Source organism: Kribbella sp. NPDC020701, assembly GCF_055562215.1.
Genome location: NZ_JBVHFT010000004.1, coordinates 25644 through 39183, shown reverse-complemented (window position 1 = coordinate 39183; position 13540 = coordinate 25644). Strand labels below are relative to the sequence as shown.

The following is a 13540-nucleotide window of genomic DNA, read 5'->3' as shown; positions in this document are numbered from 1 at the left end:
TCCCACCGGGCCGTCCGGAACCGAGTCAGGTCAGGGTGATCGAGTCGCCCGACACGGTGATCTGCTTCGGCGGGAGGGGTCTCGGGGCCGGCCCGTCGACCACGGCGCCGGTGGCGATCGCGTACTTGCTGCCGTGGCAGTCGCAGTTGATGGTGCCGTCCGCGACCGACGCGACGGGGCATTGCTGATGCGTGCAGATCGAGCTGAACGCCTTGAAGGTGCCCTTCGTGGGCTGTGTGACGACAACCTGGGCCGGCGCGAAGATCTTTCCGCCGCCGACCGGGATCTCCTCGGTCTTCCCGAGGACGGTGTTGGCCGGTGCCGAGGCCGGCGTGTTCTCGGGTTCGCCGTACGTGGAGCAACCGGCCACAGTGACGCCGAGTACGGCGGCAAGGACGGTGCGGCGAGCGGGTTCGTTCATGGCTCGTCCTTTCACCTGATCACGCCGAATGTGTTGAAGAACCAGAGCGACGAGGTCAGCCACAGACCGACCAGGCCGGTGAACACGGCGCCGCCCACGGCTGGCAGCAGCCACGACGGCGCGTCCGTACGACTCAACGTGAGCATCTTCGCGACGAAGGTGCCGTAGAAGAAGCAGCCGAGGAGTGAGTGGATCAGTACGCGCGGTTCGCCGTACTGGAAGCCCAGCGCGTACAGGCAGTGCGCGACCACGGGGAGCGTGACCGCGACGGCCGCGCGGCCCGACCAGCGGTGCACCGGGCCGACCCAGGATCGTCCGGACAGGCCGCGGAGGTGTCCCATCAACGCCCCCGCTGTCACGATCTGAACCAGCGCGAGCACGAGGGCGACGGTCGCCAGCCAGCTTTTGACCGACTGGAAGCTCGAGAAGCCCGCGATGTTGATGGCGACGCCGGTGGGATCGTGGAGCCGGCCGTAGACACCCAGTGCGACGGCGACCAGGGCGCCGACCGAGAGCGGGATCGCGACCCTGCTCACCTGGTGGACCGGCACTGTGGTCATAGCTCTCCTCAGAAGGTCTCGTCGCCGTTGATCGACCGCGCCGGGTCCGGTACGCCGGTGGCGAAACCAGTGGACGGATCGAGTTGCGGGGCCGGGGCGGGTGAGCCGTCGTTGTCGACCCCGACCTGGCTGCCGTCGGGCAGGACGATCCACCCGATGGTCCTGCCGCTGCCCGACGACCGGTAGAGCCCGGCCGGCGGCCCAGCGAGGTCAATCGCGAACTGGAGCGTGCGTCCGTCAAGGCTCAGCGATCCGGTCGCCGTCTGTGCATCGACGGTGGCGGTCAGCCGTTCACCAGTCCGGGATCGCAGTGCGATCTCCCCGTCAGCGACCGTCCCCGTCAGCCAGGCCTCCAGGCGGCGGCCGTCGCACACGTACGCGACGGCCTGCTCACCCTTGACCGCGACGGCAACCGTGGCCTCACGCTCCGTCGTCTTCCCGACGTACGTGGCCGTCAGTTGTTTCGTCGGCGTTGGCGTCGGCTCAGTGGTTGGAGGTTCTGTTGTGGGCGGCGCCTCCGTGGTCGGCGGCGCTGTGGTCGGTGCCGACGTAGGGGTCGCGGCCGCGGTCTCTGTCGGGGTCCCGGTCTGGGTGCTGTTCACCACGAGCAGGGCAACGAGACCCACGGCCGTGGCCGCGAGCGTCACCAACGGACTCCGTTGCCCCATCTCGCCTCCCCCCGGAGCGCATTGACACGAGGATCTCGCCCACCGCGCACCCGGTCAACGTCTGAGCCCGGCTCCGGTGCGGATCCGGATCGGGCGGGTACGTTGGGTGTATGAAGGGCGATCGGGTCGAGATCGTCGTCGACACCGGAAACGGCGCCTCGGTGTACGAGATCGCGGCGACCAAGGCGGGACGCCGGGTCGACGTCACCACCAGCCGCAACGTGATCGAGGTGGTCGAGGTGACCCGGTCCGGTACTCCGATCCGCACCGCCCGCTTCCTCTCCGCCCGGGTGATCGCCCTCGTGGAGCACCCCGCCGGCGAGCCTTCGACCGACGGACACCGTTCAGCCCGGGCCGATGAAGACTGAACACGTCGTCGTCGACGCCCGCGATGCGCAACTGCCAGGGGATCTGGCGGTGCCGGCCCCGGCAGCCGGTCTGGTCATCTTCGCCCACGGCAGCGACAGCAGCCGTCACAGTCCCCGGAACAAGTACGTCGCCGATGTCCTCAACCGGGCCGGCATCGCGACCCTGCTGTTCGACCTGTTGTCGCCGGCGGAGGCCCGGGATCGGCGGAACGTCTTCGACATCCCGCTGCTGGCCGAGCGTTTGACGGCTGCCCACGAGTGGGCCGGCCGGCGTCCCGGCCCGGACAGTCTCGCGGTCGGCTACTTCGGCGCGAGTACAGGCGGTGCTGCCGCGTTGTGGTCGGCGGGTAGCGGTTCCGACGACGTGCTTGCGGTGGTCTCCCGAGGCGGACGAGTCGACCTGGCCGGCGCCCGACTTGCCGACGTGACGGCACCCACTCTCCTCATCGTCGGCGAACTGGACACCGACGTACTCGGCTTCAATCGTGACGCCCAACGCCGCCTTCGCTGTGCCGAAGACCTCGAGATCGTTGCCGACGCCACCCATCTCTTCACCGAACCCGGCGCCCTCGAACGAGTGGCCGAACTGGCCCGCGACTGGTTCCGCATCCACCTATGACCTGGCCGACCGAACCCGGCGAACTGATCTCGCTGCAGCAACAGCTCGCCGATGCGCACCCCACACCGTGGGCTCCCCCGGACCGGTTCCTGATCGGCGGAGTCTGGGCCTGTTTCCCGCGCGGCTTGGCGGGTCCGGGCTCGGCCGGCGACCGCGCTTGGGCCGCCGCGCTCGTCCTGGATCGCCATCGGGTCGTCACCCAGGAGCTGGTGACCGGGCGCGTCGCGGGTCCTTACCTTCCCGGACTGCTGGCCATCCGACTGGGCCCGCTGTGGGAGGACGTCGTACGACGTCTCCGGCCCAGTCCCGCCGTACTGCTCGTCGACGCCACCGGACGCGATCACCCACGACGCGCCGGGCTGGCGTTGCACCTCGGCGCCGTTCTGGACCTCCCGACGGTCGGCGTCACGCACCGCCCGTTGATCGCATCCGGAGATTGGCCGGCCGATGAGCGTGGCGCGACCGCACCGTTGACGATCGGCACCGACCAGGTCGCGGCCTGGCTCCGCACCCGGCAAGGCACTCGTCCGGTCGTGGTGCACCCGGGTTGGCGGACCGACCTGGCCACAGCGATCCGGATCGTCTCGGGGTCGCTCGACGGACACTGGACTCCCCAGCCGTTGCGGGCGGCCCGCCGGGCCGCCCGTCGCGCCCGCGGGTCAGAGCACCTTCAGGCCGTACATCTCGCCTAATGGGTCGGCGATCAGCTCGATCCTGGCGCCATCGGGGTCGCGGAAGTAGATCGACGTACCGCTCTCCTCCAGGTACTCGACACCGGCCCCGTCGAGGTTCTTCTTCAGTTGCTGCCACTTGGCCGGCTCCACCGAGATCGCCATGTGGTGCAGTCCGCCCAGGACTTCGGCGTACGGACCGAGGTCCAGGCCGGGGAAGTCGAAGAACGCGAGCAGGTTGCCGTTGCCGATGTCGAAGAAGAAGTGGTTCGAACCCTCGTAGTCCCGGTTCCCCACGATCTCCGTCAGCGGGAACTCGAGGACGCCTTGGTAGAACTTGATGGTGCGCTCGACGTCCGCACACAGGAGCGCGGTGTGGTGCAGCCCCCGTGCGGAACTGGTCCCGCCCGGTGTGAGGTACGTCGTTCTGATCCGGTCACGCTCGGCCTCGATCGCGGGCAGGTCGATATCCGTCATGGGTCCCCTCAGATCCGGAAGAACAGGTTGAGATAGCGGTCGGCGACAGCGCGATCGCCCCGGATCGTACCGGCGTTGCTCCGGCCGAACGCGGTCAGGACGAAACTGCCCGGGTCGAACTCGAGTACGGTCGGCAGCCCCGTGATCTCACCGGGTTCGTAATCCATGCCGTCCGCGCCGACCCGCACCAGGGTGTCCCCCGCGTTCGGGCCGCTGGTGATCCGGATTCCGAGCTCACACGGGTCCTTGGCGCCGGTCGTGTACTTCCACAGCACGAACATGAACGGCACCAGCAGATCCGCCGCGTCACCCGACAGCCCGTGCGCCCGGCCGGTCCCCTGCCGGATGTCCCAGGAGTGGACGCCGTAGTCCATCAACTGGAACGCCGGGAAGAAGAACGACGGCAGCGGTCCCATGTAGAAGTGCGGGACGTTGAACCCGCCCCACTCCTCCGGGCCCAGCGCGTCGAAGATCCCCATCATCTTGTCGAAGTCCACCCGCAGCCGCTCGACCAGCTCGGCCCGCGGCACGTTCCGCAGCGCCAGCGCCTGCTTGTCCACCCGCTCCGCCATCCCGGGCAGCCCGTACGCCGGCGGCACGTCCTCGCCGCCCCGAGCCGCGTCGAAGGCCACGAAGTACGCCTCGGTGGTGTCCGTAATGTGTGCGACCACGTCCCGCACCTGCCAGTGCCCGGCCCCGGTCGGCGCCTCCCAGACGTCGTCGGCGTCCACCAGCTCGAAGAACCGCCCGGCCTCCTGCCGAACCACCCCGAGCATTGTCTCCTTACCCTCGAAGGACATGCCGTTCCACTCGCTCACGCCCACTCACCTCCCACCGGCCGACAAGCACTTGAATTTCAAACTACGCCCCCGCCACCCCCGCGTCACCACCCCAGCCACCCGATGTGAATTCCACCCTTGATCTTTGCTACTGTTCTCCGGTCAGCACCGCTGAGGCGGTCAGACCACTCGTCCGGGTGGCGGAATAGGCAGACGCGCTAGCTTGAGGTGCTAGTGCCCTTTACGGGGCGTGGGGGTTCAAGTCCCCCCTCGGACACACACACTATCCACACGCGGGGACGGCGTGATCGACACTTCGGCAACCCGCGTTCGGTGGTCGTAGTCGATCGTCAGACGCAACGCGTCGTACAGGGCGGCCAGGTCATCCCGATGCGCTTGGTCGAGCACTCGACCGATGTCCCCGAGTTGGTCGACCATCGCTCGGATCTCCTTCGGCGCCAGCCGCTGTGGGCGCTCGATGGCCGCCATACCGGCCTCTGCTGCTCGCTTCTCAGCCACCGCAGCGTTGTACTGGCTCGTCAGCTCGGCCGGATCCCAACCCGCCTCCAAGGCGCGGCGAAGTCTGACCATCGTCGCTTCCGCCGCAACGATCCGCCGTCGGAACTCCGCCTCGGCCCGCTCCTCCGGGCTGCCCTCGTTCGCGGCACTGGCGAGAGCCTGGACTGTCGAGTCGATGTGCTCAGGACTGAAGAGCTTCGCAATCCAATCGTTAACTCTGCGGCTGAGCTGATCTTCCCTCAGGTACACCGTCGGCGGATGACTGTCGACAGCGGCTGATCCGGGAGCCAGGGTTCGGGCGGCGCAGCGGCAGAAGGCCGTCTTCTTCCGCATCGCGCCTTCCATCTTCCGGCCGCAGATCGCGCAACGGACGCGACCGCGGAACAGGTAGGAATGTCGCGTGCGAACCCGGGTCCGCTCGCGAGAGGTCTGCTCGCTAAGGTCAGCCCCGCGCCGTGCGCGGATCTCGAGCTGGAGGCGTGTGAAGTCCTCGACGGACACGAGCGTGGGATGCGCCGGCTCGCGGGACCTAACGATCTTCGACGTCGGTGAACGCCGGAACCGCACGACATGCCCGGCAGCCACGTCGTCCGGGTCGAGCAACTCCTCGACCTTCCGCCAGCGTCCATAGATCGCGAATCCGGTGTAACGAGGGTTCTCAAGGATCGCGCGGACCGTCGACCCTTGCCACCCGCCGCCCCGCCGATGCGTGTTCTGACGCGGATTGTGCGCCGAAGGACACGGGATCGCCTCCGCATTGAGCGACTCGGCGATTGCCCGGAACCCCAGCCCGTCGAGGTACATCGCGAAGATCCGCCCAACGACCGGGGCCGCAAGATCGTCCACTGCCAGCACTCGAAGCCGGTAGCCCTCTTGTGCCTTCCGCGGGTTCGGGTGCGGGCCGGCGTCAACAACCTGATAGCCGTACGGTGCACGACCGCCTTGGTGCTTGCCATCAACCAGAACCTGGGCGGCCATCGCAGCCCTCACACGCCGCTGGACATGCTGCCGCTCCGACTTGGACAGCCCTCCAGTGATCGTCATCGCCATGTCGTGCACCGTGTTCTCGGGGTCGAACACGCCGCCCAAGCTAGGTATCCACAGGGATACGCCGTACCGATCGAACTTCGGCCACGTCAGACTGAACTGGTTGCTGTACCAGCATCGAGTCGCCTCCCCCACGACCAGCCCATTCCAGCCACGGTTTGGATCCTTGAGCGCCTGCAACACGCGGTTGGCTTCGTCTCGCCGCTCCCAGGGCAGCGACCGGGACTGCCCGATGTCGAAGAACTGCTCAACGATCTGGCCTCCCAGCGGCTCAACAAGCCGCGAGGCCTCTCCCATCTGCCACGCCAGCGAGGTCTTCGGGTCCTGATTGTCCTCAGTCGAACAGCGTCCGTAGAAAGCCAGGTGCCCGATCCTCTCGCCTTCTACTGGCTTGTCAGCGAGCGCCTCCATCCCCAAGAGCTCGTCGAGGACCGCCCACTCACCCTGCCCGTCGCCGCTCAATCCCCTGACCTTCCGTCTTGGAGCCGGCCTCGGATCCACGCTCCACCCGAGTCAGTCCTACAACAATCCGGCAAAGAACACGAGCAGCCTGTGGATAGAGCACCGGCGCACTATCCGGCACTACCACCGTTACCCACGGGTCGTCGGCATCTCGCCTCGCGTCCGACCCGTTGTCCGTCATACCCACTCAACGTCCGGCCCGCCCCGACATGATCAAGCTTTCGCATCGGTGATCAAGCGTACGGAGGATTGGTCCCGGAGCAGCCGAGGTCGCCCGTGCGCCGAGTCTGCTCGCCTGCTCCTATGTCGTACTCGATCGGCGCCAGATGCACGGCGATGGTCTCCAACCGAGCGGACTGCGACGGCTGGTTGCGATGTGGGACATCTCAACCACTCCAGCGCGCGTGTTGTGAACAACAAACGCGTTCCAACGTCGCGTCGAGGAACGCAGGAGGACGCAATAGCAGCGAGGATCGGCTCGAGGTCATCGCCCGACCAAACACGGCCGCTAACCCGACCCGGTGGCGGTCACCGTTAGCGCTGCGTGTCAAGATTTTTGAGCCGGGTCGGTTAGGGATTCATTGAGTCAATCGGCTGGAGCTCCTTGTCGTCGGGTTCGCTGGGTTTGTTGATCCAGGCGGTGGTGGGTAGCGCGGGTGGTTCGGGGTGTTTGCGTACGAACCGTTCGGGGTTGCGGGTGTAGGCGGTGCTGAGCACGTCGGCTCGGGCGTCGCGCACGATCTGGGCGCGTCTGTAGTGGACGTCGATGGGGTGGTGCCAGCCGATGCCGGAGTGGTAGTGCCCGGTGTTGTACCAGCCGAAGAAACCCTGGCAGAACGCCCTGGCGTCGGCGATGGAGCCGAACTGTCTGGGAAAGTCGGGCCGGTACTTCAGCGTCTTGAATTGCGCCTCGCTGTAGGGGTTTTCGTTGGAGGTGTGTGGCCGGGAGTGGGTCTTGGTGACGCCGAGGTCGGCGAGCAGGAACGCGACTGGTTTGGAGGCCATCGAGGAGCCGTTGTCGGCGTGAACGGTCAGTGTGTCGCGGTCGATGTCCTGCTTGGTGATGGTGTCGGCCAGCAGTTGCTCGGCCAGGGCCGCGGACTCGTGGTCGGCGAGCAGCCAGCCGACGACGTAGCGGGAGTAGATGTCGAGGATCACATAGAGGTAGTAGTAGGTCCACTTCGCCGGGCCGTGCAGTTTGGTGATGTCCCACGACCAGACCTGATTCGGTTCCGTGGCGACGAGTTCGGGCTTGACCCGTGCGGGGTGGACCGCCTGGCGGCGCCGCTCGTGCACCTCGCCGTGGTCGCGCAGGATCCGGTACATCGTCGAGACCGAGGCCAGGTAGACACCTTGGTCGAGCAGCTCGTGATAGACCGCCGCCGGCGCCTTGTCGACGTACTCCTCGCTGTTGAGCACCGCCCGCACCTCGGCCCGCTCCACAGGCGTCAACGCCCGCGGCTGCGGCCTGAGGTCGCGCGGCGGCCGGACCGGCGCCGGGGACTGGCGGTGCCGCCGGTAGTGGGTGGCCTGCGCCCGGCCGGCCGCCTCGCACGCCTTCCGGGTGCCGACCAGCGGTTCGAGTTCGGTGATCGCCTCATCGATCATGGCGTGGGCTCGCTCCCGCTGCTCGGGCTGCCGGTCGCGAGCTGACCCAGCAGCGCGGAGAGCTTTCCCTGCACCTCGATCACCCGCTGAGCCTTCTCCAGCTCAGCGGCCAGCCGCTCGTTCTCCCGGCGCAGCTTGGCGTTCTCCCGATCCTTCGGATCAGCCTGCGGCCGCCCGGCCGGCGTGGCCAATGCCGCCATCGCACCCTTGTCCCGCTGGTCTCGCCACGCCGAGATCAGCGACGAGTACAGGCCTTCGCGCCGCAGCAGCGCACCCTTGCCCGCCTTGTCCAGCTGCTCGTACTCGTCCAGAATCCTCGCCTTGTACGACGCGGAATACCGCCGCGTCCGAGCCTTCGCCGGGACCTCCGGATCAGGCACCTGCCCACTCGTCGAACTCACTTCGGGTCGGACTCCTCGCTCGCCCTCAATTCAAAGTTACAAGACCAAATCTTGCCTCAAGCAACCTTGACACAGAGGGGCGGCGCGGAGGAAGTCGACGGGTAGGTAAAGCCAGCTGCTGAGCCGGCGGGCATCCATCGCGGCTCGAACGATCGCCTGGGCATGCTCGCTTGCTCGTTTGTAGCGACTGAGCTGTTCGGGTGCGCCGGCCAGGTGCTGGGTGAGCCGGGAGCTCTGCCGGGCGGCGAACCTCAGCCGCGAATCTGCTTCGATCTGCTGCTGGGCCGCAGTCAGCTCGTCAGCTGAGAACTCCGGAGCAACGTTTACCTCGAGGCAGCGTCCCGGATCCAGCAGCGCCCGAGCCGCTTCATGCTCGCTCGATCGTCTATCAGTAAGGATGTCCCGGCGGTCGGGCCACAGCGAGCCGAGCACGATGAAAGGTCCGCGATCGTTATCGTGGAGCAGCTCCTGCAGCATGGAGGCGACCTGCTCCCCGAGGGCGGGCTCCAGATATCTGTGAGCCTCATCCAGCCAGATCACCGTGGACGATTCAATCGCGTCCGCATCCAACGCATCGATCACGGCTTGCGGTCGACGCGGGCTCAACGGATGCCACACCCTCCACTGAGGCAGCTCCGCCCGCATGGCTTCCCAGCAGGTCCTGGTCTTGCCGGTCGACGAACCGCCCACCAGCATGATCACCCGATTCCCGGCGCCAGCAGCCCTGAGCTCGCGCCGGAGCACCTCGTCATGCCCCCGCGCCAAGTACGGCGGCAGCACCGAAACGGCCGTCCGGTCGGCGGTGATGGCCTGGTGCACCTCGTACACCAGGGCATCCTCGTCGGTCAGCTCACCGATCACCCGACCGAGGACCGGCTTGTCGGCAGACAAGAGGTCCGAGTCCACTCTGGTCCCGGCCCGGGAAAGGACGCGCAGCTCTCGCCACCAAGCAGTAGTACGGCGCTGGAATCCGGCATCGGTTCCCTCGGCTAGTGCCTCAAGGAGTCCGATGACCTTGTACTGATCGCCCGCCCTACGGGCATTGACGGCCTTGCCGCGCAGCCAGTCGCTGAGCGTCTGAACCGGTACATCCAAGGCAGGGACCAGCCGCTTACACAAGGTGTGAAGCTGACCCGCCGTCGGCGCCCCCGGCAGCCTGGTGCAGACGCTGTAGCTCGTCGTCGAACGTAGTCATCAGTCCCCCGCTTGCTCCCTCACGGTGCCTGTCTACCGCTGATCATGTCCGGTCCGAGACCCGGTCGGACAGGGCGGATAAACCGGATCGCGCCTGGGGCGCCAGCGTTTGTACGGCGTGTCGCACGGTAGCGAACCGAGGCTCCCCCGTCACCCCAGCCGATGTGTCTTTATGGCATCACGCACGCCAACGACACCACCGAGGTGACTGACCACATGACACTCCTGCAGCTTCTCCACGACGGCGCCAGCTCAGCCGCGGCGCTCTACACCTGGACCATCACTCTGACCACCATCACCGCGCTGACCGCGCCCGACCCTGATCAGCGCCAGAACGCGCGCAAGGTCCTCGCGCTCCTTCTCCTGCGGCGGACTCGCCCCGAGTAGAGCCCCGGCAAGGCCGACCCTCGCGGCTTGGCCTTGCCGGGCGTCGGCTGAGGATCGTTTTCCAACGCCGCCACCCGGCAACCCGCCCAGACCTCGACACGCCACACCTACTGTGTCGGAAAACGTGTTGCAAACCCGGAGTGTCCAACAACAGCGCGCGCACCCTTTTCCATACAGTCAGGGTGTGACGGCCACCGACCTCGACCATCGCCCGGCGCTGCTGCTCGACCCCAACCCGCTCGGCGTCATTGGCGGCGGCATGCTGCTGGGCTATGCCCGCGTCTCCACCAGGGACCAGAACCTTGATCGGCAACTCGATGCTCTCTTGGGCGCCGGGTGCACCCGGATCTTCCAGGAGAAGCTCAGCGGCAAGAACGCCGAACGACCCGAGCTGCGCAAGTGCCTCGAGTTCGCCCGGCCCAACGACACCATCACGGTCACTGAGCTGTGGCGGCTCGGCCGCAACCTTCAGGACCTCATCGCAATCGTCGGCGACCTGCGACGACGCGAGATCGGATTCAAGTCGCTGCACGAAGCACTCGACACGACCACGCCTGGCGGCCGACTCGTCTTCCACGTCTTCGCCGCCCTCGGCGAGTTCATCCGCGAGATGATCGTCCAAGGAACCCGCGAAGGCCTCGACGCCGCCCGCGCCCGAGGCACCCGCCTCGGCCGGCCACCGGCGATGACCACCGAACAGATCCAGCACGCCCGCGACCTGCTCGGCAAACCCGACAACACCGTGTCCTCGATCGCGCGGCTGCTCGGCGTCAGCCGCGCCACCATCTACAAGTACGTCCACGAACTCGGCTCCCCCGCGCTACCCGGAACGGCCGTTCCGCCCGAGCTCCCCGCTGCGGCGCCAAGCGCAGGTACGCCGAACGAGCCGATGCCGATGCCGGTGCCGCCGTCGGCGGCGGCCGCCTGCCCGACCTGCGGGCACCGCCCCTCGAGCAAGCACGAACTGCAACTGCACCGCGAAGGCCTCGAAACTGTCTGGCTCATGCCGAACCCCACCCAGCCCTCGGGGGCTGTGGTCGAGCGGTGGCACCGTGAGCGCTGCCAACCCCACCAGGCCCGCATCATCATGTGCAGTCAGTGCAGCTCGACGGTGATGCTCGGCGGCGGGCTTGCGAGCGGCGACGCCGAACAGGTGCCCGACGCGGCGGAGCTGTGGCTGGCTGGTCGCCGTTGGGCCCGCCTCGGCGATCACTGGATCTGCGGAGACCACCCCTAGCCGCTGCCGCAGCAGCCGGCCACGTTATCCGACGACCGAACGGCACAAGTGCATCCAGTGGCGAGGTCGTCATCGACGAGGTTCGGCACCACTGGATGTTGGCGGTTCCGCGCGGTCTGTGTCGTCGAGTCGGCCCCCAGTTCGGGCTCAGCCGATGGAACGTCGTCGGGATGACCTCCACGGCACTCCTCCTTGGTCGAGTGCGTTCACGATCGGCCGCATGAAGCGCGCGCAGTTCGCTACATCGAGATGCTCGACCGAGGCGCGCAAGGCGATGTCGAGGCAGACGTGCAGGACGGCGGGGGCAGCCGTCTGCAGATCCTCGGACATGTCCGAGAACGCATACCAGCGCCGCTTACCGTGCGGGATCTGGCTCGCGATCGCGAAGGCGTGGGGCAGCATCGCCTCTGGGAGCTGGGGCGCGAGTGCGCGCACAGCAACTGAGAGACCGTGGGAGCCGAGAGTCGCCGCCGCTTCATCGAGCGTGTGAACGACAGCGGCGATCAACTCACCGGAGCGCTCGTCCGCAGGGATCCGCTCGCACAACTCGGCGAGAGCCATCGCCTTGCCGGACGACTCAGGGTCGATCCGTAAGACATCGGCAAGTGCACCGTCCCGTTCCTCGGGGGCGAGCGGAGATCGTGCGGGCCCTCGCCTCCGCCGCGGCTTAGAGGGCCGCCGCTTGGCGAGCATCTTCCACACCTTGGCGCGCAGCTCCATGTTCTCGGGCGCGGCCGCCGCGCCGACCGCTACGCGCAGGGCATCCTGGAGCATCGCGTCCGGCAGTTTCGGTGCGAGCTCCTCCAGCGCCTCGAAACGGTAGGACGCCCAAGGTAGGGCCTCCACATCCGCGAGTGCCCTGGACAGTTCCGCGGGGGTCGCCTCGTCGTCGGCAGTGTCCTGCTTCAGCTCTGCGTCCTTCTTGTGTTCCTTCTTGTGTTCCGGCGGACGTTGCCTGATCCAGTTGAGCGCGCGCTCGCGATCGGCGGGCGTCGAGATGGCCTTGGCGGTGGTGCGGGCCACCTTCTGCAGATCGGCGGGCAGGCGCGGGTAAAGCATGCCAAGGGCCCAGGCGCGCATGGTCGGGTCTCCAAGCGCCATAACTGCGTGGAGGGCCACGGCAAGCTGCGTGTCGTCGAGATGGCCGGCGAGCGCCACAATCGCATGGGTACGGGCGTCCGATTCCTTTAGCCTGCCGGCGATCGCGAACAGGCGGTCAGGCGCCTCGGTCGCAAGTGCTGCGAAAAGCTCGCCCATCTCGCCCATATGGGCTCCGCCGACCTCGTCCTCCGCCGCCACGAGCGCCTCGAAGGCGGCGGCGAGTGCTGCCTCGCGCAGATCACCGGCGAGATATGGCACGAGTGCGCTCAGGCACTCGACCCGTGATAGTGCCCAGGGGATCGCGATCGCGACGCTGACAGCTTCGTTCAACAGCGACGTCGGGAGGTACGGGACCAGCTGCGCAAGCGCATCCGCACCGGCGTCGATCTCGGCTCCCGCACGGCGCAACACTTCATCCATCATCGACGCTGGCATGTGCGGAGCGAGAACGCCGAGCGCGTTACTACGCTCGTACGCGTAGGCACGCTTGACGTCCGCCCAGGCAAAGAACTCTTGCAGCTCCGTGATGCGCTGGTGCTCGGAAAGGTGGGGCATGACGGCCGCCAGGCTGCGAGCTCGCCCCTCCAGGTATGGGTTCAAGGCTGCCGATGCCAGTGCCTGCTCCGGCGACCAGATCCGGGCGGCGACCAGCCGGGCGAGAAGCGAGGCGGGAAGATACGCCGCGAAAGTGTGCACGTCTTCCGCGGCGAAGGCACAAGCGATCTCGCGTTGTAGGTGCGGCGGGGGCGCACCCGCCTCAAGCGCGCGGCGGTCAAGGTCGACCGCGCAGTTCCATGCTTCCGTAATGTTGCCGATAAATCCGCCTCCGGTGGGGTCATGCATCAGGTGCGCTGACCTCCACGCAGGGTCGGCGACGAGCGCAAACAGCTCGTCGGGACGCTCTGCCAGGCGCAGGTGCTCAGCGAGGTGAGCGAACGCGTAGGCGTCCGGCTCATCCATTGCGAGGCAACGATCGGCCAAGCGCGCGTGTACTTTGTGCGTCGCGTACGCGAGGTCGTCA

14 protein-coding genes and 1 tRNA gene are annotated in these 13540 nt (G+C 67.3%); 6 read left to right on the top strand and 9 right to left on the bottom strand.

Annotated elements, in window-relative coordinates:
• Window positions 1-25: 25 nt before the first annotated feature.
• The 3 genes from ACZ3HV_RS10380 to ACZ3HV_RS10370 are packed head-to-tail and all read right to left on the bottom strand — an operon-like array spanning window position 26 to window position 1649.
• The gene (locus tag ACZ3HV_RS10380) at window positions 26-421 is read right to left on the bottom strand and encodes a Rieske (2Fe-2S) protein (RefSeq protein WP_465682906.1); all 396 of its coding nucleotides are present in this window, start codon (window positions 419-421) and stop codon (window positions 26-28) included.
• Between the two features lie 11 nt (window positions 422-432).
• Window positions 433-981, bottom strand: a complete 549-nt coding sequence (locus tag ACZ3HV_RS10375) for a DUF6529 family protein (protein WP_465682904.1) — start codon at window positions 979-981, stop codon at window positions 433-435.
• An 8-nt stretch (window positions 982-989) separates the two neighbouring features.
• On the bottom strand, window positions 990-1649 hold the full coding sequence (locus ACZ3HV_RS10370; protein ID WP_465682902.1) for a hypothetical protein: 660 nt from the start codon (window positions 1647-1649) through the stop codon (window positions 990-992).
• Between the two features lie 110 nt (window positions 1650-1759).
• On the opposite strand from ACZ3HV_RS10370, the gene ACZ3HV_RS10365 reads away from it, so the two are divergent.
• The 3 genes from ACZ3HV_RS10365 to ACZ3HV_RS10355 are packed head-to-tail and all read left to right on the top strand — an operon-like array spanning window position 1760 to window position 3328.
• Window positions 1760-2017: a hypothetical protein gene (locus ACZ3HV_RS10365; RefSeq protein ID WP_465682900.1), complete on the top strand. Its 258-nt coding sequence runs from the start codon at window positions 1760-1762 to the stop codon at window positions 2015-2017.
• Complete coding sequence (locus tag ACZ3HV_RS10360; RefSeq protein ID WP_465682898.1) at window positions 2007-2636, top strand: dienelactone hydrolase family protein; 630 nt, start codon at window positions 2007-2009, stop codon at window positions 2634-2636. Before ACZ3HV_RS10365 ends, ACZ3HV_RS10360 begins: the two co-directional genes overlap by 11 nt.
• Window positions 2633-3328 (top strand): endonuclease V, encoded by a 696-nt coding sequence (locus ACZ3HV_RS10355; protein WP_465682896.1) that lies wholly within the window; start codon window positions 2633-2635, stop codon window positions 3326-3328. Before ACZ3HV_RS10360 ends, ACZ3HV_RS10355 begins: the two co-directional genes overlap by 4 nt.
• Here the strand turns inward: ACZ3HV_RS10355 and ACZ3HV_RS10350 are convergent.
• Both ACZ3HV_RS10350 and ACZ3HV_RS10345 read right to left on the bottom strand, forming a co-directional pair.
• Window positions 3296-3784: a VOC family protein gene (locus ACZ3HV_RS10350; RefSeq protein WP_465682894.1), complete on the bottom strand. Its 489-nt coding sequence runs from the start codon at window positions 3782-3784 to the stop codon at window positions 3296-3298. The two genes, ACZ3HV_RS10355 and ACZ3HV_RS10350, sit on opposite strands and share 33 nt — an antisense overlap.
• An 8-nt stretch (window positions 3785-3792) precedes the next feature.
• Window positions 3793-4602 (bottom strand): maleylpyruvate isomerase family mycothiol-dependent enzyme, encoded by an 810-nt coding sequence (locus ACZ3HV_RS10345; protein ID WP_360360571.1) that lies wholly within the window; start codon window positions 4600-4602, stop codon window positions 3793-3795.
• Between the two features lie 152 nt (window positions 4603-4754).
• On the opposite strand from ACZ3HV_RS10345, the gene ACZ3HV_RS10340 reads away from it, so the two are divergent.
• Window positions 4755-4840, top strand: a tRNA-Leu gene (locus ACZ3HV_RS10340).
• Here ACZ3HV_RS10340 and ACZ3HV_RS10335 read toward each other — a convergent pair.
• The 3 genes from ACZ3HV_RS10335 to ACZ3HV_RS10325 form a co-directional block, all read right to left on the bottom strand.
• Window positions 4822-6591 (bottom strand): recombinase family protein, encoded by a 1770-nt coding sequence (locus tag ACZ3HV_RS10335; protein WP_465682892.1) that lies wholly within the window; start codon window positions 6589-6591, stop codon window positions 4822-4824. The two genes, ACZ3HV_RS10340 and ACZ3HV_RS10335, sit on opposite strands and share 19 nt — an antisense overlap.
• Window positions 6592-7161: 570 nt before the next feature.
• Window positions 7162-8600, bottom strand: a protein-coding gene (locus ACZ3HV_RS10330) for an IS3 family transposase (protein WP_465682890.1) whose coding sequence is annotated in 2 segments (ribosomal slippage) — window positions 7162-8267 and window positions 8267-8600 — 1440 coding nt in all. Because the reading frame shifts where the segments join, the coding sequence is not laid out codon by codon here.
• A gap of 36 nt (window positions 8601-8636) precedes the next feature.
• Window positions 8637-9491, bottom strand: a complete 855-nt coding sequence (locus ACZ3HV_RS10325; RefSeq protein ID WP_465682888.1) for a hypothetical protein — start codon at window positions 9489-9491, stop codon at window positions 8637-8639.
• Window positions 9492-10010: 519 nt separating this feature from the next.
• Here ACZ3HV_RS10325 and ACZ3HV_RS10320 point away from each other — a divergent pair.
• Window positions 10011-10181 (top strand): hypothetical protein, encoded by a 171-nt coding sequence (locus tag ACZ3HV_RS10320; RefSeq protein ID WP_465682886.1) that lies wholly within the window; start codon window positions 10011-10013, stop codon window positions 10179-10181.
• A gap of 184 nt (window positions 10182-10365) precedes the next feature.
• The gene (locus ACZ3HV_RS10315; RefSeq protein ID WP_465682884.1) at window positions 10366-11418 is read left to right on the top strand and encodes a recombinase family protein; all 1053 of its coding nucleotides are present in this window, start codon (window positions 10366-10368) and stop codon (window positions 11416-11418) included.
• Window positions 11419-11565: 147 nt separating this feature from the next.
• Here ACZ3HV_RS10315 and ACZ3HV_RS10310 read toward each other — a convergent pair whose 3' ends face one another.
• Entirely contained in the window at window positions 11566-13479 is a 1914-nt protein-coding gene (locus tag ACZ3HV_RS10310) for a hypothetical protein (protein WP_465682883.1), read from the bottom strand.
• Window positions 13480-13540 lie beyond the last annotated feature (61 nt).

Coding starts and splice junctions, on each gene's coding strand:
- ACZ3HV_RS10310 (WP_465682883.1), bottom strand. CDS start 13,479: ATGGATGAGCCGGACGCCTACGCGTTCGCTCACCTCGCTGAGCACCTG.
- ACZ3HV_RS10370 (WP_465682902.1), bottom strand. CDS start 1,649: ATGGGGCAACGGAGTCCGTTGGTGACGCTCGCGGCCACGGCCGTGGGT.
- ACZ3HV_RS10375 (WP_465682904.1), bottom strand. CDS start 981: ATGACCACAGTGCCGGTCCACCAGGTGAGCAGGGTCGCGATCCCGCTC.
- ACZ3HV_RS10350 (WP_465682894.1), bottom strand. CDS start 3,784: ATGACGGATATCGACCTGCCCGCGATCGAGGCCGAGCGTGACCGGATC.
- ACZ3HV_RS10365 (WP_465682900.1), top strand. CDS start 1,760: ATGAAGGGCGATCGGGTCGAGATCGTCGTCGACACCGGAAACGGCGCC.
- ACZ3HV_RS10360 (WP_465682898.1), top strand. CDS start 2,007: ATGAAGACTGAACACGTCGTCGTCGACGCCCGCGATGCGCAACTGCCA.
- ACZ3HV_RS10355 (WP_465682896.1), top strand. CDS start 2,633: ATGACCTGGCCGACCGAACCCGGCGAACTGATCTCGCTGCAGCAACAG.
- ACZ3HV_RS10320 (WP_465682886.1), top strand. CDS start 10,011: ATGACACTCCTGCAGCTTCTCCACGACGGCGCCAGCTCAGCCGCGGCG.
- ACZ3HV_RS10380 (WP_465682906.1), bottom strand. CDS start 421: ATGAACGAACCCGCTCGCCGCACCGTCCTTGCCGCCGTACTCGGCGTC.